Below are 18,311 nucleotides of genomic sequence, written 5' to 3'. Positions count from 1 at the left end.
GGATGCCGCTGCAGAAACCGTGGCGCGACCTCGGTCGGGACGCGGTCTCGAGTGCCCCCGATCGGCCCGGCGTCTACGAGTTCGGCGACAGTTCGGGGAACGTACGGGCGGTCGACCACGGCGTCCTCCGCGACGAACTCAAGACGGCGCTGGCCTACGGCGACGCCGACCGCGTGCGGTGGACCGAAACCCACACGCTCGAGCAAGCCCGCGAACTCGCCGCCGACCATCGCGAACGACTCGAGTAACGGAGCGTTCGGTATCGGGCGCGCTGTGAGATGCTCCTCGTTCTCGTTCGATGACGGCTTTTCTCCGGAACCGATCCACATTGGCAGAACTCTCCGGAATCTGAACGACTCTCCGTCGGGTCAACAGCTGTTAGTACGGGCCAGCACGCTCGTCGCTACCCATCGCAACGATCGGGGACCGTCAGTATCGTAAAAGAGAAACGAGACTTCCTCAATAGCGAGGAGTCCCGTTAGAGAGCGTCATCCATCGATTCTAATCGCCCCCACCTCTTTCTGCTTTTAGTAGTCTCCGTGTTTCTTGTGGCCCTTGCCTTTGCCTTTCTTGTGGCCTTTACCGCGTTTCTTCTTCTTCTTGTGACCCCTCTTTTTGCCTCTCCCCCTCTTGCTGGCCTTTTTATTACCGCGCGCTCCGCTTTCCTTTGATTTGTGTCCAGGCGGCGTTTTCTTCTTTTTACCGTCGTCTTTTCCACTTGCCGAAGCGGCGCCGGTGAATCCGATCGCGGCGAGACTCGCCGTCCCCACAGCTTGGAGGATACCTCGGCGGTCGCTGGTTTTCTTGCCTTCAGTCATTTTCGTTCTCGGGCGGGATTCCGCCCGTCAGAAGGGCACTCCGGGGATCTGTATTAACGGCTACAATCGTTACAACCGTTGGTCACAACTGTTACAATCGTTTCGGGGTGTCAATTCTACATACTAACTATTCCCGATCGGGTGAATAAATCCGGGAAGATTCGATGAAATTTAATGGCTCTTATTCATTCTAGGGAAAGTAACTTGATCTCGTTACTTAGACACGGGTCCAGACACGAGCGTTCACCGAAGGCGGCAAACCGCGTCGTAACCGGGCCGATAATTTCGATCGATGGGAAGGACCGATTTATGGCTCCCCCATACTGGTTCAGTTACAGTTCGTTACTAGCGGGACGTTTCGATATAGCGCTCGAGGGCAACTGAGACGGCTGAGTTGATTTCGGACGGAACGCTACGTTCAGCGTGCGCGGTACTGAGGTAAACGATCAGTAGCACCGTTTCAGCGGCCGATGCCGAGTACTTGCCCCGATCGCAGTGACGAGTGGCGGTTCGCTGAGAATTCCGCGACGTGATTGTCAACGGAAACGTATCGCGTGAGAACCAGTAGTCAGGGTCAGACGCGCGTAAAAGTACGTTCACCGAGTCCCGTGCTGGATCGCCGTGATTTCAGTTTTCGTGTCAGCGTTATCACGTGTGCTATCCGGTGATTGTTCCCAGTGCCTACCTCCGAGCGACCGACCCCGAGAATCGGGTCTCTGCATAACCGTTTACCGTTTCAACCGCTACTATTCGTAACCAATCGCCGGTTACCTCATAGCGACACATTTCCACTTTTGATAACGTTATCCCATAGGGAGAGAGTATAACCAACGGGCGTGCGCTGACGACGGACCGCGACAGACGGCACCTCGCCCGCGCCGGTGATGCGGACGACAGCGACCACTATCAGGCCGTCTCGAGGGTTCGCCGACGGATCCACGAGAATATCGGCGAAGACGTCGAGCTGCGCCAGGAGTACAATCCGCGTCTGCTCGAGGAACTACAGGGCGTCGTCTGCAAATCGACGGAAGACGACGATCCGTTAGACGAGGCCATCGAGCACATGATCGACGCCCTCGAGAGCGTAACCCGCGTTCGCAGTCGGCGGTACGAGGCTGGAACACAGGACGCCCGAGATCGGTCGGTCGACAGCGACGAAGACGATGATAACGGGGACCAGTCCGCAACCGAGGACGCTCGCATCGAGACGGCACTGGACCACATCGACGCCGCCCGACGAGCGCTCGTCGACGACGTCCGGCCGTTCTCGCTCTTCGTTCGTCACCGCTCTCCGTTCTCGCCATCGAGATCGAGCTGCAGTTTTCTCCACAATAACACGTGTACCGCTGTACGACCTATTCCGGATTCTCGGGTTCGAATCACACGCTCGACTCGAGTGACCGCCATCGGGGTTGAGACCGGTTGCTTACTGAATGTACGACGGATCGGAGTCGTCGCAGTGGTTCTCGTGTTCGGTCGCGTCTGACTTCTCGTCGAACAGCAGCCCGCAGCTCTCGCACTCCCACCAGGTCGCGTCGTCGCGCTCCGTCTGGAGTACCATACGGGAGGCGTCACCGCGAACGGCAAAATGCGTTTCTCCGAGTACGGAGCCGGTACTCGTCACTTATCGATCTCGATGTTCGTGTGAGTGTTCGACCGCGACTGTGCCTCCGTGGAATCGTCGTCCAACAGTCGCTGCATCTCGCGCTCGAACTCCGCCTCGCTGATCTCGCCCGCGACGTACTGCTCTTTGAGTTGCTGTCTGCGATCTTCGGTCGTCGGCTCGACTCGCTCCGAGACGTCGAACTGGCGCAGGATCGGGTACTCTCGCTCAAGGCGTTCGACGAGCGACGCCAGCCGGTCGCTCCGGGGAAGCGATTTGGCCCGAAGCACGGAGACGACCGTCGCGGTCAGAAACGCGACCGCGAGCAGTCCGAGGACGATCCCGACGACGACCCACTCGGCGGCCGCCCCGAGCATCGCCAGCAGCAGGAACTCCTCGCCGTAGGTCGCGCCACCGGAGAGCACGGAGAGCGCGTCCAGGAGCCCGACCAGACCGACGCCGACGAGCAGGACCCCGGTGACGACGAAGCCGCCGAAGTACAGCCAGTGACGCGATACCATGACCGATACTCAGTCACGAAACGAATTAAGGATACGGGATCGACCCGGCGGAACGGCCCACCGCGTAGGCGTCGCTCCGGCAGTCCTAGGCGTCGAGCTCGGTCAGCTCCTCGACGTCCGGAATCTTCTCGCTCGCGGTCGTGATCTGTTGCATGCGCTGTTCGTGTTTGGTGTAGGCGTACTCGGCGAGCTCCGACGGGCTCGGACCGGGTCCCTCCTCGGTGCTGGCCCCGCCCTCGCCGGCCAGACTGTCCTGAACGAGCGGGACCAGCTCGTCGACCGTGTCCCGGAGCACGTCGGGGTCGACCTCGCCGTCCATCACGAGCGACTTGAGCTGGGCCATCCCGAAGCCGACGTGGCGACCCTCGTCGCTGCGGACCAGTTTGAGCCCCTCGACCAGCCCCGGCAGGCTGGGGAGGCCGGGTTCCCGCTCCCCGTACGCGAGGGTCAGTCCGTAGTAGCCCGTCTGCGCGAGAATGCCCTCGATCGTCAGGTGGTAGTGACAGTGGGCCTTCGCGCGGTTCTCCGGCGTGTCGTCCTCGAGCAGGCGCGCCATCGCCCGCTCGTTGCGCTCGAACAGTTCGTCGTAGGCGTCGTTGAACCACTGCTCGTCGGTCGGCGACGAGAGCTCCTGCCCGCGGCGCTCCTCCTCCGCGTGGATCACTTCCCGCCAGTAGCGGTCGAAGAAGTCGGTGTGCTTCGACTCCTCGTAGAGCTGGGTCGTGATGAACAGCTGGTCGTCGACGTCTTCGAGGACGACCGCCAGCGGCGCGAGGTCCTCAGTCACCGACTCCTCGCCGGCGCCGAACAGCGCAAGCGACTGTTTCAGTCCCTCGAACGCCGGCTCCGGGAGTTCGGTAGCGCCCTCGCGGTCCGCCTCGAGATCGATCTCGTGGGGGTCCCAGTGCTTCTCGACGGCGTTCCGATAGTATCGATGGGAACGCGTCGACGAATCGAGTCGCATCTCGGGCTGCGCATCGAGCGGCATGCGAATAGCTACGCTCGAGATCCCGATGAACCTGTATCTCACACAGTAGGGTGTTTAAGTAATATCGGACGAACGTGATCGTATGGGGCTCATCGCGGAGTTCCGATTGACGTCGCTCGAATTGCCGCTGACGGACGCGGTCGCGGCCGTCCCCGAGGTCACGGTCTCCATCGAACGAATCCTCGTCGTCGACCCCGAGCGACCGGTCGCCCTCTGTCGGGTCGTCGACGATCCCGACGACGAGTTCGGCGCCGCGTTGACCGACGATCCGACGGTCGCCGAGCACGTTCCGCTGGACGAATCGAGCGGGAGCACGCTCTACCGAGTCAGACTGCGCGACCCGCCGGTCCCGATCTACCGAAAGTACGTCGAACTCGGTACCACGCCGCTGGGCGGAATCGTGACCGTCGACGGCTGGTGGGGGCGGGCACGGTTCCCCGACCGCGAGGCGCTGGCCGAGTATCGCGCGTTCTGCGTCGATCGGGGTGTGACCTTCCAACTCGAGCGGCTCACCCGGGAATCGACGGCGGACGATCCGCCGTTCGGTCTCACGCGAGAACAGTACGAGGCCCTCGTCGCGGCCCGCGAGGCGGGCTACTTCGCGGTGCCGCGAGAGGCGTCGACCGAGGCGGTCGGCGAGCGACTGGGTATTTCGGGCCCGTCGGCCTCCGAGCGCATTCGTCGGGGGATCGATCGACTGCTCGAGAACGCCCTCTAGCGAGGACGACCCTCGACGTGACGCCGCCGACTTCAACGCCGATTGACAGGACAATTCTCAAGGCGACGCGGGCGAAAGGACCGCCCATGAGTGAGTCGGATTCGGACGGCGTTTCGCTGACGGTTCGAGCCGCCGAAAAGCGAGACGCCGGACGCGGTGTCGCACGGATCCCGGAGCTGGCGCGGCGTCAACTCGGCGTATTGAGCGGCGACACCGTCGTCATCGAGGGCGAGACCGCGACCGTCGCGAAGATGTGGCCGGCCGATCCGTCGGTCCCGGAAAACGTCATCCAGGTCGACGGGGACACGCGCGCGAACGCCGGCGTCCACGTCGGCGATACGGTCACCGTTCGAACGAAGGACACGTCGGCGATCGCCGAGGCCGAACGCGTGACGCTGACGCCGCCGCCGACGCTGACGGACGACCAGTTAGCGGTCGCCGAGCGCGAGGCGACCAAGACGCTCCGGAACCGACCCGTGCGAGCCGGCGAACAGATCCGGATCGAGGGCGTCGATCAGGAGGCGTTCCGGGTCACCGACACCGACCCCGACGGCGACGTTCGAATTACGAGCACGACTACGGTCCGGATCGTGGGCAGCGACGCGGGCTCGAGCAGCGGGGCCTCGAGAACCGACCGGAGCGATGGACGAACCCGCGACGACGGGTCCGCCGATCCGTCGGAGGGCGGCGCGGCCGCGACCGCGCCCACCGAACCAACCTCCGGCGTCACCTACGAGGACATCGGCGGGTTGGACGAGGAGCTCGAGCTCGTCCGGGAGATGATCGAACTCCCCCTCTCCGAGCCCGAGCTGTTCCGCCGCCTCGGCGTCGATCCGCCGTCCGGCGTCCTCCTGTACGGCCCGCCGGGCACCGGCAAGACGCTGATCGCCCGCGCGGTCGCCAACGAGGTCGACGCCAACTTCGAGACGGTCTCCGGACCGGAGATCATGTCGAAGTACAAGGGCGAGAGCGAGGAACGGCTCCGCGAGGTGTTCGAGCGCGCCGAGGAGAACGCGCCGACGATCGTCTTCTTCGACGAGATCGACTCCATCGCCGGCCAGCGCGACGACGACGGCGACGCCGAAAACCGGATCGTCGGCCAACTGCTGACGCTGATGGACGGCCTCGACGCCCGCGGCGAGGTGATCGTCATCGGCGCCACGAATCGGGTCGACACCATCGATCCCGCGCTCCGTCGGGGCGGCCGCTTCGACCGCGAGATCCAGATCGGCGTCCCCGACGCAGAGGGCCGCCGGGAGATCCTCGAGGTCCACACCCGCGGGATGCCCCTGGACGACGACGTCAACGTCGACGCGCTCGCCCGCCGAACGCACGGGTTCGTCGGCGCGGACCTCGATTCGGTCGTCAGCGAGGCCGCGATGGCGGCGATCCGCGGTCGGCCGACCGAGAGCGACGAGCGGGCGGCGTGGAACCGGGATCCGACGGTCCACAAGCGGCACTTCGACGAGGCGCTGGCCTCGGTCGAACCCTCCGCGATGCGCGAGTACGTCGCCGAATCGCCGAACACCGACTTCTCGGACGTCGGCGGCCTCGAGGAGGCCAAACAGCTGCTTCGGGAGTCAGTCGAGTGGCCGCTGACCTACGACCGGCTGTTCGAGGAGACCAACACCCAGCCGCCGTCGGGCGTCCTCCTTCACGGCCCGCCGGGCACCGGAAAGACGTTACTCGCACGCGCGCTCGCGGGAGAGACGGACGTCAACTTCGTCCGCGTCGACGGGCCAGAGATCGTCGACCGCTACGTCGGAGAGTCGGAGAAGGCGATCCGCGAGGTGTTCGAGCGCGCCCGCCAGTCGGCCCCGTCGATCGTCTTCTTCGACGAGATCGACGCGATCACGAGCGCCCGCGGCGAGGGCCACGAGGTGACCGAGCGGGTCGTCTCTCAGCTCCTGACGGAACTCGACGGGATGCGAGAGAACCCCAATCTCGTCGTGTTGGCCGCGACGAACCGCAAGGAGCACATCGACCCCGCCCTGCTCCGTCCCGGACGACTCGATACGCACGTCTTCGTCGGCGAGCCCGACCGCGAGGCCCGCGAGAAGATCCTCGCGGTCCACACCCGCGGCAAGCCCTTGGCCGACGACGTCGACGTCGCAGAACTGGCCGGCGAACTCGAGGGCTACACCGGGGCGGACCTCGAGGCGCTCGTCCGGACGGCCTCGATGCAGGCGATCCGGGAAGTCGCCGACAAGTACGATCCCGAGGACGCCAACGAACGCGCCGACGAAGTCGTCATCGAGCATCGACATCTCGAGGCGGCGCGAGAGAACGGCGCGCCGACGCGGTGAGAGTGAGTGTGTGTGTGGGATGCCACCCCATCGCTTCCGCTGTTAGTGTCCCTTAGAAATCCGACGCGACGCGGATTTCGGGATTCGGCTGCTCGTCGATGTAGTTGCTGTCCGACGGCGGGATCACCTCGAGCTCGAGCGTCCCGATGTCCTGATCGGCGCGGAGGCTCTGATCCCCGTCGAACTCGAGGAGCGCCTCGTGGTCCTCGAGACCAGCCCCGTCGCCCGTCTCGGCTTCGACGACGCCGTCGAGTTGGGCCGAACCGGCCGTCGCGATTACCCGCGCGTTTTCGACGTTATTACCGTTCTCGTCGATGACCGAGACTTTGACCTCGCCGTCCGTTCCACCCGCGTCGGCCTCGACGAGTTCGTCCTCGATCTCGACGGAGACCTCCGTATCGCCGACGTCGCCGATACCGCCGAGCATGTTGAGCATGAGCGCCAGCGCGGCGACGCCGACGACCAGAGCGATGACCAGCCGAATCGGGAGGCCTTCGATCGCGCGGTCGTCCCCACCGAACGAAAGCCGCGAGCGATGCGTCCTGTCGGCGGCGTCCGCCGCCGATTGGTCCGAAACCATACGCTCCCTGGCCCCGGCTTCGAACTTAAACTACAGACCGACGGTTTACGTACGAAGGGTCGGCCAGATGGGCCGTGATCCGCTACGTCCTCGCGGCCGTGCTCGCGCTTGCGCTGCTTGCGGCCGCCGTTCCCGCACTCGAGTACGGCGCCGCAATGAATACCGAGCGAACGCTCGATGCGGGCGTCGAGGAGCTCGACCGAGCGGCGACGTCGCTCGTCTCGAACGACGATCCCACGCCCGACACGCACCCGGATCCGCGGCGGGTCGTCACCGTCTCGCTACCCGAACGGTCGCTGACGACGGCGGGCGTCGATCACTTCGAGGTCGTGCCCCACGAGGACGGCGACTTCAGTGCCGCGCGGTACGTCCTCAAGGACGGCACGACCCGGACGGCGACCATCGACGAGCGGATCGTCTGGCTCGAACCGACGGAGCGCGAGCCGATCGAACTCGACGGTTCCGGGAAGCGAGAGCTCGTGCTGACGCTGGAAACGGACGCGAACGACGAACCGATCGTCGTCGCGCAGCGGGCGTGAGTTTATACCGGAGCACGCGGCCAGTGGCCCCATGACGGGAGACGGATCTGCGGGCGGCCTTCGATCGGTTATCGGCGGGTTCGGCGTCGATCGCGTGTTCGACGGCCTCGAGCGCTTCGGCGACTCCGAGCCACCGGACGCGTGTTCGTGTCGCGTCGCCGCCGAGGGCGAGACGCTCGTCCTCGACGCCGGCGACTGCGACGGCGATCTCGCGACCGCGCCCGCGTGTCGCCGGACGGCCATCGACGCGCTGACCGACCGCAACGCACACCGGATCGTGGTTCGGACGGACGGTCTCGAGTACCAGTATCGCGGCCGCGGCGTCGAACTGCTCGCCGCGGCCGGGCGGTTCGTCGACCGACTGGGAGACAGGGACGAAGCGTTGCTCGCGACCGCACGGCGGGATCCGCTCGCGATCGACGACGCGCTCGGATCGCGTACCGGCGTCGAGGCCGACATCGTCCGCGAGTCTGCCCTCGTCGACCTGGCACGAGGGATCGAGGACTACGGCTCGGTGCTGTCCCCAACGGTCGGACTCACGATCGGCCACTACCGGCTCGACCGAACGATCCCCGACGACACGCGGTTGCGAGACGTTCGGTCGCTCGAGACGGGCAGCGAGGTGCGGATCTACGATCGACCCGGCGGTGTCACGGAGTACGCGCTCGACGTCGTCGATCTGACGCTCTCTGCGGCCGAACGGTCGCGGCTCCTCGAGGGCTACGAGGCCGTCGCCGAGGGCGTGGTCGACGGCGAGCGCGCGGCCCCGCAGGCGATCGAACGCGTCACCGACGGACCGGCCGATTCACTGGAGATAGACGTTCTGACGAAGCATACGAGCGGCTACGGGATTCTCGAGGATTTGTTCGCCGATCCGCGGCTCTCGGACGTCTACGTGACGTCGCCGGTCCCGCGAAACCCGCTCCGCGTCATCGTCGACGGCGAGTCCATGGCGACGAACGTCTATCTGACGCCCGAAGGCGCACGCGCGCTCGCGTCCCGGGTTCGGCGGACGAGCGGCCGAGCGTTCTCGCGAGCGAACCCGACGGTCGACGCGACGGCAATCCTCGAGAACGGCACCGGCGTTCGCGTCGCCGGCGTCACCGATCCGGTCGCCGACGGCGTCGCCTTCGCGTTCCGAGAGCGAGCGGACGATCGGTTCACGCTCCCCGAACTCGTCGCGAACGGAACAGTTCCGGCGGAGGCGGCAGCGTTCCTCTCGGTCGCCGTCGAACGGAACGCCGCCGGACTGATCGCTGGCACTCGCGGTGCGGGGAAGACGACGCTGCTCGGGACGCTGTTGTACGAACTGCCCCCCGAGACGCGAACTGTCCTACTCGAGGACACGCCCGAACTCCCGGTCGCCGCGCTCCAGTCGGTCGGGCGAAACGTGCAGGCGTTACGGACCGGCAGCGAGGACGGCCCGGAGATCACCCCCACGGAGGCGCTCAGAACGGCGCTTCGGCTCGGCGACGGCGCGCTCGTGGTCGGCGAGATCAGAGGAGAGGAGGCCCGCGTGCTCTACGAGGCGATGCGAGTCGGTGCCAACGCCAACGCCGTCCTGGGAACGATCCACGGCGACGGGGCCGGCGAGGTCTACGAACGCGTCGTCTCCGACCTCGGTGTCGCGTCCTCTTCGTTCGGCGCAACGGATCTGATTGCCACCGTTCAGTCCCGACGCACGCCGGAGGGTCGCCGCCGACGGCTCGCCCGCATCGAGGAGGTCATCAGCGACGGCGACGACCACTGGTTCGAACCGCTGTACGAACTCGAGGACGGAGCGGCCGCACCGACCGGCCGAATCGATCGCGGTGAGAGCCGACTCGTCGATCGACTCGCCGGACCGGACGAGACGTACGCCGACGTTCGGCGCGCACTCGAGGCGCGAACGAACCAGTTGGCGGCGCTCGCGGCCGACGGCCGTACGAGTCCGCGCGAGGTCGCTACGGCCTGTGCCGAGCGGCAGTACGACGGGTGATCGATCGATGGCCCGCCCATCCGACTCCGCCGGCGTCTCCGACACCGGTGCGACCGAGATCACTGATACCACCGAAATCACGGACGAGATATCCGAAACTACGCGCTCGGCCGGCCAGCGCGTGACGCTCGTTCGCTCGCTCGCCGCGCTCTATCCCGCCGCCGTCGAGCCGTCCGCCGACCTCGAGGAGGCGCTCTCGTTCGTCGATTCGCCCCACGATGCGGAGACGATCGTTCGGGCGGGATACGGGGCCGGAATGCTGGCGGTCGTGCCGCCGCTCCTGTTACTCCCGCTGGGCGCACCGCTCACGTTCGTCCTCTTTTTCGCCCTCGTGACGCCGATCGCGACGACCTACACGGTTCGCTCGCTCCCGCGACTTCAGGCCGCGTTCCGGCGGACCGAGGCCCTCGGCGAGACGCCGAATCTCGTCGGTCGCGCGGTCCTCCGGATGCAGATCCAGCCGTCCCTCGAGAGCGCCGTCCGGTTCGCGGCAGATACCGGTTCCGGGCCGCTCTCGGACGATCTCGCGGCGCATATCGACCGATCGATTGGCACATCGAAGACGGGACTGCTCTCCTTTACCGAGGCGTGGGCCGATCGGTTCCCGGCGCTCCGGCGATCGGCGCACCTGCTCGCGGCGGCACAGGACGCACCGGCGGGCGAACGCGAGCGGACGCTCGATCGATCGCTCGCGGCCGTCCTCGACGGGACACGCAGCCAAATGGCGGAGTTCACGGCGTCGATTCGGACGCTGACGACCGGACTGTTCGCGTTCGGGATCATGCTCCCGCTGGCGCTGATCGCGCTCGTCCCGACCGTCCCGATGGTGGGCGTCTCGATCAATATCTGGATCCTGGTCTTCCTCTACGACGTCGCGCTTCCCGCCTGTCTCGTCGGCGCGGGAGCGTACCTGCTCGTTCGCCGGCCGGTCGCGTTTCCGCCGCCGACGATCGGCCACGACCATCCCGACGTTCCCGACCGACTGTGGCTCCGGGCGCTGTGGGGCGTTCTCGCCGGCAGCGGCGTCTACGCGATCGTGGTCGCAGTCGGCCCCGCGCACCTCGCGCCGGTCGTCGCCGGCGGTTTCGGTCTCGGCGTCGCGCTGCTGGCCGTCTACAGCCCGATTCTCGCGGTCCGCCACTACGTTCGCGACGTCGAGGACCACCTCACCGACGCTCTCTACATCGTCGGCCGGCAGGTCTCCGACGGCGAGTCCGTCGAGTCGGCCGTCGAGCTCGCGGCGACCCGCGTCCCGGGAGCGACCGGCGCCGTCTTCGAACACGCCGCCGGCCTGCAGCGGCGCCTCCAGATCGGCGTCGAATCGGCCTTCCTCGGCAGCCACGGCGCGCTCGAGGACGTTCCGAGCCCCCGCGCTCGAGGCACGGCGGCGCTGCTGGCGATCGCCTCGAGCGAGGGCAAGCCCGCCGGGCGCGCGATCGTCTCGATGGCCGACCACCTCGAGGAGCTGTCGGAGGTCGAAGCCGAGACCAAACGGAACCTCGCCAAGGTGACGGGGACGCTCGACGCCACGGCGGCGTACTTCGCACCGATGGTCGCCGGCGTCACCGTCGGCATGGCCGCGATGATGGCGAGTCAGGACGTGTTCACCTCGAGCGAGGTCGACGCGGCCGCGTTCCCCGCCGAACCCCTCGCGATCGTGATCGGGATCTATCTCGTCATGCTGTGTTTCATCCTGCTCCCGCTTTCGATCGCGCTTCGTCACGGCGTCGACCGAGCGCTCATCGGCTACCACGTCGGTCGCGCGCTGACGACCTCGATGGTGCTGTACGCCGTGACTGTAGGGGTTATTGACTTCTTCTTCTGACTCCTACGATGGACAGGGCGTCTGGTACAGAAGTAGGTATATAAATCACACCACTACTTCCGCTGTAACTCCACTCGTTGAATCATATACGCAGCGCATTCGAATTAGCCCCACCCCACCAGTTCCGCTGTTAGCAATTCAACGGAGGCCCCACCTACCACTGTTTCGTGTATCCCCTCCCAGCCTTTGGGAGAAATCTGGACTGACGGACTCCAAGCGGACCGAGAGATAGGCTATGATCACTGACTGATCGTACACAAAGAGAGATGCGTATCGCCTAACGGAGTCCATGATCAATGAGAATCAGTACTCCTTTCGAGACACGTAGGTTAATTTACCCGACGAGTCGCCTGATGAGTGTTACACCCCACTATTTCCACTAGTTAACGTACAAGATGAGAGTTGACGGTTGTACCCACCTACTCTCCCCCCACGATTTCCAGTTAAACTAACGACGAAGGTCTCTCGAACTCTACCGCTATTTTATTTTGTCTGGGAGGATCTAAAATAAATCCCCTCTAGCTCTCCTATGGACTAACTCAAGCGCTATTGTGATAAATGTTTTGCCATATCAGAGTCTGCTAAATGGTTCTCTTTCATGGCGCTTTACTGGAAACAGTGGGGTAGGGGCGCCCCGTCATGTCCGACGGCAGAATCCCCCGCAGTATACTGGTTCAAATTTTTGTCGAGTATACTGGAAATGGAGGGGTCTGTCCTGTATATAAAGAACTATTTACTGGAAATACCGGAACCCGGTGGTTCTTCCCTCTCTTGTGACCTGCCAGCTGGAGTTACCGCGAATTACTGGAAACGACGGGGTGGGTCAGTCACTCGTGATCTGATGTCTTTACTGGAAATAGTGGGGAGGTTCCTCATCAAGAGTCGGTTCGTCTGGGAGCCTGCCACGTGACAGCCAACACGACATTTTCCCAATAAACTGGAAACGACGGGGTCGATATCAAATAGTGGAAATCAGACCCCCAGGTGGTTATACTGGAAATAGCGGAAACAGTGGTCGAAACAATTATGATTCTAGCTTGAATCAGTTGAACACAATATGGCTCCTCGATTCCAGCCGGACGATACGTTGTACAAACGTCGGAATACACTCAAAGTCGAGTACGTTCCAGACGACATCGTCGGTCGGGATAACGAGATTGAGGAGTACGAAGCGGCCCTACAGCCGATCATCAACGGTGAGTACCCCGACAACATCTTCATCTACGGTAAGACCGGTGTCGGCAAGACTGCGGTGACGAACTTCTTACTGAACGAGCTTCGGGAATCAGCGAAACATTTTGAAGTTGATCTCTCTGTCATCTCACTCAACTGCGACGGCCTCAGCACGAGCTACCAGGCCGCGATTAGTCTGGTGAACAATCTCCGAGACCCTGAACACCACATTGCCGAAACCGGCCATCCTCAATCCAAAGTCTATCGTCTTCTCTGGGATGAACTCAATAAGCTCTCTGGGACCGTGATCATTATTCTCGACGAGATCGATCACATCACGGACGACACGTTCCTCTACCAGATTTCTCGTGCCGACAACAACGGATATATCGACAACATTCAGCTCGGCCTCATCGGGATCAGTAACGACTCGACGTTCCGGGAGCAGCTCGATGCGAAGGTTCAATCGTCTCTGTGTGAAACCGAGATTTCGTTCCCGCCATACGGCACGGAAGAGCTCCAGAAGGTCCTCGAACAGCGGGCCGATATCGCATTTCACCAGAACGCACTCGAAGAAGGAGTGATTGCGTTGTGTGCAGCCCTTGGTCGTCAGGACGGTGGCGACGCCCGACGAGCGATTACACTCCTTCGGAAGGCTGGCGATCTTGCACGCACCGAGAACGCGGATTCAGTGACGACTGACCACGTCGAACGCGCTCAGGAGAAACTCGAGGCACAGCAGAGCATGAACATCATGCGTGACCTCACTGAACACGAGCAACTCACACTTTACGCGTTGACCACACTGGCAGCAGAGGATACTACACCAGCCCGGTCACGGATTGTCTACCAGCGCTACAAAGAACTCTGTGAGTTCCAGGGTCGTGATCCCCGTACTGCCCGCCGAATGCGCAGTTTCCTGTCCGATTTCGAGATCCTCAATCTAACGCTTTCGCACATGGAACACCGCGGTCAGAAGGGTGGAACGTACCGTGAGCATGAACTCAATCGCGACATCGCGACTGTCGTCGACGCGCTACAGACGATTATCAGCGAATTCGGTGCACATCGGAGTCTCATCGAGTACCTTCCTGACTCCGGTGAAGAATTCACGACGATTTAGCTAAAAGACGAAATCGGTCACAAGACGCTGATGACAATAGCATTCTCGAGACGGACGCTCGAGTCTAACATAGACACCCCAGCACTTCATGTGTTCTCCGAGGACACACCACTGCTTCATGTGTTCCTATGAAGCACATCAGACACACCACCGTTTCATGTGTTCTGGCAAACGGACACACCATCGCTTAATCTGTTCTCAAAAGGGCCTCTCACTACACTCCAATCGAGTCGAACGAAATCGGTTTACCCGCACCGCCGTTACGACCGGCCAGTGACCGACGAACGTGCTTCGGAAGCGACCGGTGGCGAGAGCCAGCGACCCGAGGATTCAGCGGCCGGCGAGGACAGCGATCCCACCGGAGACGAGCAGGACGACGAGCAGTTCACGCTCGCGGACTTCCACGACGCATCGCAGGAGGCGGGCCGACCGGTGCTCACCGCCGCGGCCCTCTCCCGAGCCCTGGATATCACGCAGGAACGCGCCCGCGAAGAACTCGAGTCCCTTGCAGATCGAAACGATATCCAGCGCCTCTCCGTCGAAACGGATCCCGTCGTCTGGTATCCCAGCGAACTCGAGGACCTGACCGACCGGGAGCGGGTCGTCGTCTTCCCGAAGCGCCGCGAGATCGTCGTCGATCGGCCGGACCAGTTCACCCGTGCACAGCTCGCCCAGTTCGCCCACCTCGCGGACGGCAACGGCGAACAGGGGTATCGCTACGTCGTCAGGCCCGAGGACATCTGGCAGGCGCCCCACGACTCCTGGGAGGCGCTGGCCCGGACGATGCGCCAGGCGCTCGGCCAGCGCTCAGAGGGACTCGAGGAGTGGGTCCGCAGCCAGTGGGATCGAGCCCACCAGTTCCGGCTGACGACCCACGAGGAGGGCTACACCGTCCTCGAGGCGAAGAGTCCCGAAGTGATGGGTAACGTCGCCCGGCAGAAACTCGACGAGGAACACGTCCACGCGCCGATCTCGGACACCGAGGACTGGGTCCGGGAGGGCTCGGAGGCAGCGATCAAACGGATCCTCTACGAGGCGGGCTACCCGGTACAGGACCACCGCGAACTCGAGTCCGGCGAGGACCTTCCCATCGATCTCGAGGTTCGACTCCGAGACTACCAGCGGACGTGGGTCGACCGCTTCGCGGAGGCCGGCGAGGGCGTCTTCGTCGGACCGCCGGGCAGCGGGAAGACGGTCGCCGCGATGGGGGCGATGGCCCACGTCGACGGCGAGACGCTGGTGTTGGTGCCGAGCCGCGATCTGGCCCGGCAGTGGGCCGACACGATCCTCGAGTACACCTCGCTCGAACCGGAGCAGATCGGCCAGTACCACGGCGGGCGCAAGGAGGTCCGGCCGGTGACGATCGCGACCTACCAGATCGCGGGGATGGATCGGCACCGCTCGCTGTTCGACGACCGCGAGTGGGGACTGGTGATCTTCGACGAGTGCCAGCACGTCCCCTCGGACGTCTACCGCCGGAGCACGCACCTCCAGTCCAAACACCGACTCGGCCTCTCGGCCAGCCCCATCCGAGAGGACGACCGCCAGAAGGAGATTTTCACCCTCGTGGGTCCACCGATCGGCACCGACTGGGAGGCGCTGTTCGAGGCCGGCTTCGTCGCCGAACCGGAACTCGAGATCCGCTACGTCCCGTGGGGCGACGACGAGCAAGGGAACGCCTACGCCTCTGCCGACGGTCAAGAGAAGTACCGGATCGCCGCGAAGAATCGCGGGAAAGTCGACGAGGTGCGATACCTGCTGTCGGCCCACCCCGACTCGAAGGCGCTGGTCTTCGTCGACTATCTCGAGCAGGGACGAGACCTTTCGGCCGCGCTGGACGTCCCCTTCCTCAGCGGCGAGACGCCCCACCACGAGCGCCGACGGCTGCTCGACGAGTTCCGCCGGAACGAACGCGATCTGCTGATCGTTTCCCGGGTCGGTGACGAGGGAATCGACCTCCCGACGGCCGATCTGGCGATCGTCGCCTCGGGACTGGGCGGCTCGAGACGGCAGGGCACCCAACGGGCCGGCCGAACGATGCGCCCGGCCGGCGGCGCGCTCGTCTACGTGCTCGCGACGCGGGGGACCCGCGAGGAGGACTTCGCCCGCAAACAGCTCCAGCATCTCGGCCGAAAGGGGATGACGATTCGCGAGCAGACCGTCGAACGCGACGACGGCTCCGAAAACGGTGTCACCGACGAAAGCGATGAAACCGGCGATGATGAAATCGACGATGACGAAATCGACGATGACGAAATCGATGAGGACGCAAGCGACGAGAGCGTCGCCGACAAGTAGCTACTCCTCGCGAGCCTCGAGAATCTCGTCGATCACGCCCTCGGTGTCCGCCGCCGCGAGCCGGAAGACGGCGTCGTAGAACTCGCGACCGGTCAGATCGCGAACGTCGTGGTCCGTCCGCAGCTGTGCATCTACTAACGCGCGCGCGTCGTCCAGATCGGCGAGCGTCTCCGGACGGACGTACACCGTCTTCTTCTCGGTCGCGTCGAACGGGAACGCCGTCGGGTCGTCATCACCGGCATCGTCATCGACATCGGCATCGGTATCTCCCGTCTCGGTGCTCGAGTCCGATTCGGATCCGCTCGAGCCGCCGCCGCTCTCGGATTCGGGTGCGGGCGCATCGTCTTCGGCCGTCGGCGAATCGGTCTCCTCGCTCGAGGACTCGGTAGCCACCGATTCGGCGTCCGATTGCTCGTCGGGGTCGTCCTCGACGGCGTCGCTCAGTCCGGCGAAGCGGTTGTCATCGGGCATCGGCGACACCTCCGCGCTCGACGATGGCGGCGAGTTCGTCCAGGCGATCGAGCATGTCGTTGTCGGGGTCGTACTCGGCGAGCGGGACGCCCTCGCGCCAGGCGCGGCGGAAGGCGATCCGTTCGCGCAGGCCGGGGCCGGGCGAGTCCGGATCGTCGAAGTGCTCGGATCGGGCGAACTGCGGCAGGAACTCGCTGAACTGAGATTCCTCGAGGTCGTTGATGATGCGCTTTTCCTCGTTGTCGCCGGCCAGCGAGTTGGGGACGATGGCGAGGATGTCGAGGTCGATCTCCTTGCGGATCGGCCCGATCTGCTGGGTGTACATCCGTTCGAAGCCGCTGACGCTGGGCTCGCTCATCCGCAGCGGGACGATGACGTTCTGCGTCGAGATGAGCGAGGCGTCGGCCAGCGGTCCGAGGTTCGGCGGCGAGTCGACGACGACGTAGTCGTACGTCTCGCCGAGCACCGGATCGACGATCTCGTTGCGGATCCAGAGCTCGCCGAAGGTCGCGCTGCGGATGCTGTTCTCGACGCTATCGAGGTCCTCGTGTGCGGGTAACACGTCGAACGCGTCCGCCGAGCGGATCACGTCGCCGAGCGTCGTCCCGGTACCGTCCTCCAAGACGTCTCCGATGTGGACGTCGCTCGTGTAGGCCTCGCTCAGGCCGACGCCTTCGGTGGCGTTGCCCTGCTGGTCTAAGTCGACGAGCAGGACGTCGTTGTCCCGGTTGGCGAGTCGTTCGGCGAGGTTGATCGCGAGGGTCGTCTTGCCGACGCCGCCCTTCTGCAGGGCGACGCTGACGGCGCGTGGGGTTTCAGTCGTCATGCGTGGGTTCGCCTCCATCGCCGCGTCCGATCTCGAGCGGGGACCGGTCCGGACATCGCGGACTGTTCTGACATTGGAGACGGAGCCCACTGTCCACACTGTTCGAACAGTGGAGACCGTCTCGAATGTGAAACCAATCGATGTCTCCGTCGGCTCGTGCTGGAATCCACGCCGACGGTCCGTTGTGGATAGTCCAGACGGCGTTCAGACAGTCTACACATTGTGAACAGTGTTAGCTGTGTGGAATGTGTAAACTGTGTGGGTGGTTCGAACCGTGTCGAACGCTGGATCCAGATCCGAACGTTCGGGTGCGCGGACGGTCCTCGAGGTGCGGGCAGTGGACACCGTGTACACAGTGGAGACATCGTTCGGTCGTGAGTCGGCGCGATCGGTCGCGGCGAGTGACACGTCTATCATCCGGCCACCGTGACTTAACAGTAGCGGAAACCGTCTACACGTTCTACACAGTCCACACCGTTCACAGTGGACGATAATAGACACAGTGTGAGAAGTTTAGAAGGTCTCTGGTAATTCGCGTCCGAAA

The 18,311-nt window shown here is 64.0% G+C and carries 16 protein-coding genes; 8 read left to right on the top strand and 8 right to left on the bottom strand.

The genetic code is table 11. The features are described from left to right. The first annotated feature begins 2 nt into the window (after positions 1 to 2). Positions 3 to 248: a hypothetical protein gene (locus WD430_RS21675; RefSeq protein ID WP_339106420.1), complete on the top strand. Its 246-nt coding sequence runs from the start codon at positions 3 to 5 to the stop codon at positions 246 to 248. A gap of 279 nt (positions 249 to 527) precedes the next feature. On the opposite strand, the gene WD430_RS21670 is transcribed toward WD430_RS21675, so the two are convergent. The 5 genes from WD430_RS21670 to WD430_RS21650 all read right to left on the bottom strand — a co-directional run bounded on the left by WD430_RS21670 (position 528) and on the right by WD430_RS21650 (position 3,930). Continuing rightward, complete coding sequence (locus WD430_RS21670) at positions 528 to 818, bottom strand: hypothetical protein (RefSeq protein ID WP_339106419.1); 291 nt, start codon at positions 816 to 818, stop codon at positions 528 to 530. Positions 819 to 1,860: 1,042 nt separating this feature from the next. After that, positions 1,861 to 2,103 (bottom strand): hypothetical protein, encoded by a 243-nt coding sequence (locus WD430_RS21665; protein WP_339106418.1) that lies wholly within the window; start codon positions 2,101 to 2,103, stop codon positions 1,861 to 1,863. Positions 2,104 to 2,244: 141 nt separating this feature from the next. Then, positions 2,245 to 2,379, bottom strand: a complete 135-nt coding sequence (locus WD430_RS21660; RefSeq protein ID WP_339106417.1) for a hypothetical protein — start codon at positions 2,377 to 2,379, stop codon at positions 2,245 to 2,247. Positions 2,380 to 2,438: 59 nt separating this feature from the next. Beyond that, positions 2,439 to 2,942, bottom strand: a complete 504-nt coding sequence (locus WD430_RS21655; RefSeq protein ID WP_339106416.1) for an SHOCT domain-containing protein — start codon at positions 2,940 to 2,942, stop codon at positions 2,439 to 2,441. 85 nt (positions 2,943 to 3,027) lie between these two features. Further along, entirely contained in the window at positions 3,028 to 3,930 is a 903-nt protein-coding gene (locus WD430_RS21650; RefSeq protein ID WP_339106415.1) for a ribonucleotide-diphosphate reductase subunit beta, read from the bottom strand. Positions 3,931 to 4,012: 82 nt separating this feature from the next. Here WD430_RS21650 and WD430_RS21645 point away from each other — a divergent pair, with 82 nt between their 5' ends. Next, complete coding sequence (locus tag WD430_RS21645) at positions 4,013 to 4,648, top strand: helix-turn-helix domain-containing protein (protein WP_339106414.1); 636 nt, start codon at positions 4,013 to 4,015, stop codon at positions 4,646 to 4,648. Positions 4,649 to 4,734: 86 nt separating this feature from the next. Further along, positions 4,735 to 6,954, top strand: coding sequence for an AAA family ATPase (locus WD430_RS21640; RefSeq protein ID WP_339106413.1), 2,220 nt, complete (start codon positions 4,735 to 4,737; stop codon positions 6,952 to 6,954). A gap of 52 nt (positions 6,955 to 7,006) precedes the next feature. On the opposite strand, the gene WD430_RS21635 is transcribed toward WD430_RS21640, so the two are convergent. Beyond that, a complete protein-coding gene (locus tag WD430_RS21635; protein ID WP_339106412.1) occupies positions 7,007 to 7,534 on the bottom strand; it encodes a hypothetical protein in 528 nt (175 codons plus the stop codon). A 74-nt stretch (positions 7,535 to 7,608) separates the two neighbouring features. On the opposite strand from WD430_RS21635, the gene WD430_RS21630 reads away from it, so the two are divergent. The 5 genes from WD430_RS21630 to WD430_RS21610 all read left to right on the top strand — a co-directional run bounded on the left by WD430_RS21630 (position 7,609) and on the right by WD430_RS21610 (position 16,470). Then, positions 7,609 to 8,073 (top strand): hypothetical protein, encoded by a 465-nt coding sequence (locus tag WD430_RS21630; protein ID WP_339106411.1) that lies wholly within the window; start codon positions 7,609 to 7,611, stop codon positions 8,071 to 8,073. 31 nt (positions 8,074 to 8,104) lie between these two features. Beyond that, positions 8,105 to 10,051, top strand: a complete 1,947-nt coding sequence (locus WD430_RS21625; protein WP_339106410.1) for a type II/IV secretion system ATPase subunit — start codon at positions 8,105 to 8,107, stop codon at positions 10,049 to 10,051. A 7-nt stretch (positions 10,052 to 10,058) separates the two neighbouring features. Beyond that, positions 10,059 to 11,876, top strand: coding sequence for a secretion system protein (locus WD430_RS21620; RefSeq protein ID WP_339106409.1), 1,818 nt, complete (start codon positions 10,059 to 10,061; stop codon positions 11,874 to 11,876). Between the two features lie 1,057 nt (positions 11,877 to 12,933). Continuing rightward, positions 12,934 to 14,172: an orc1/cdc6 family replication initiation protein gene (locus tag WD430_RS21615; RefSeq protein WP_339106408.1), complete on the top strand. Its 1,239-nt coding sequence runs from the start codon at positions 12,934 to 12,936 to the stop codon at positions 14,170 to 14,172. Positions 14,173 to 14,445: 273 nt separating this feature from the next. Beyond that, entirely contained in the window at positions 14,446 to 16,470 is a 2,025-nt protein-coding gene (locus WD430_RS21610) for a DEAD/DEAH box helicase (RefSeq protein WP_339106407.1), read from the top strand. On the opposite strand, the gene WD430_RS21605 is transcribed toward WD430_RS21610, so the two are convergent. Next, positions 16,471 to 16,941, bottom strand: a complete 471-nt coding sequence (locus WD430_RS21605; RefSeq protein ID WP_339106406.1) for a hypothetical protein — start codon at positions 16,939 to 16,941, stop codon at positions 16,471 to 16,473. Beyond that, complete coding sequence (locus WD430_RS21600) at positions 16,931 to 17,767, bottom strand: ParA family protein (protein WP_339106405.1); 837 nt, start codon at positions 17,765 to 17,767, stop codon at positions 16,931 to 16,933. The genes WD430_RS21605 and WD430_RS21600 overlap by 11 nt, the downstream gene beginning before the upstream one ends. Positions 17,768 to 18,311: the final 544 nt, after the last annotated feature.

Source organism: Haloterrigena sp. KLK7, from assembly GCF_037914945.1.
GTDB classification, from domain to species: Archaea; Halobacteriota; Halobacteria; order Halobacteriales; family Natrialbaceae; genus Haloterrigena; species Haloterrigena salinisoli.
Note: the sequence above shows the minus strand (reverse complement) of the source record. Positions and strands in the feature narration are given on the sequence as shown.

Coding starts and splice junctions, on each gene's coding strand:
- WD430_RS21675 (WP_339106420.1), top strand. CDS start 3: ATGCCGCTGCAGAAACCGTGGCGCGACCTCGGTCGGGACGCGGTCTCG.
- WD430_RS21670 (WP_339106419.1), bottom strand. CDS start 818: ATGACTGAAGGCAAGAAAACCAGCGACCGCCGAGGTATCCTCCAAGCT.
- WD430_RS21660 (WP_339106417.1), bottom strand. CDS start 2,379: ATGGTACTCCAGACGGAGCGCGACGACGCGACCTGGTGGGAGTGCGAG.
- WD430_RS21655 (WP_339106416.1), bottom strand. CDS start 2,942: ATGGTATCGCGTCACTGGCTGTACTTCGGCGGCTTCGTCGTCACCGGG.
- WD430_RS21650 (WP_339106415.1), bottom strand. CDS start 3,930: ATGCCGCTCGATGCGCAGCCCGAGATGCGACTCGATTCGTCGACGCGT.
- WD430_RS21645 (WP_339106414.1), top strand. CDS start 4,013: ATGGGGCTCATCGCGGAGTTCCGATTGACGTCGCTCGAATTGCCGCTG.
- WD430_RS21640 (WP_339106413.1), top strand. CDS start 4,735: ATGAGTGAGTCGGATTCGGACGGCGTTTCGCTGACGGTTCGAGCCGCC.
- WD430_RS21635 (WP_339106412.1), bottom strand. CDS start 7,534: ATGGTTTCGGACCAATCGGCGGCGGACGCCGCCGACAGGACGCATCGC.
- WD430_RS21625 (WP_339106410.1), top strand. CDS start 8,105: ATGACGGGAGACGGATCTGCGGGCGGCCTTCGATCGGTTATCGGCGGG.
- WD430_RS21620 (WP_339106409.1), top strand. CDS start 10,059: ATGGCCCGCCCATCCGACTCCGCCGGCGTCTCCGACACCGGTGCGACC.
- WD430_RS21615 (WP_339106408.1), top strand. CDS start 12,934: ATGGCTCCTCGATTCCAGCCGGACGATACGTTGTACAAACGTCGGAAT.
- WD430_RS21605 (WP_339106406.1), bottom strand. CDS start 16,941: ATGCCCGATGACAACCGCTTCGCCGGACTGAGCGACGCCGTCGAGGAC.
- WD430_RS21600 (WP_339106405.1), bottom strand. CDS start 17,767: ATGACGACTGAAACCCCACGCGCCGTCAGCGTCGCCCTGCAGAAGGGC.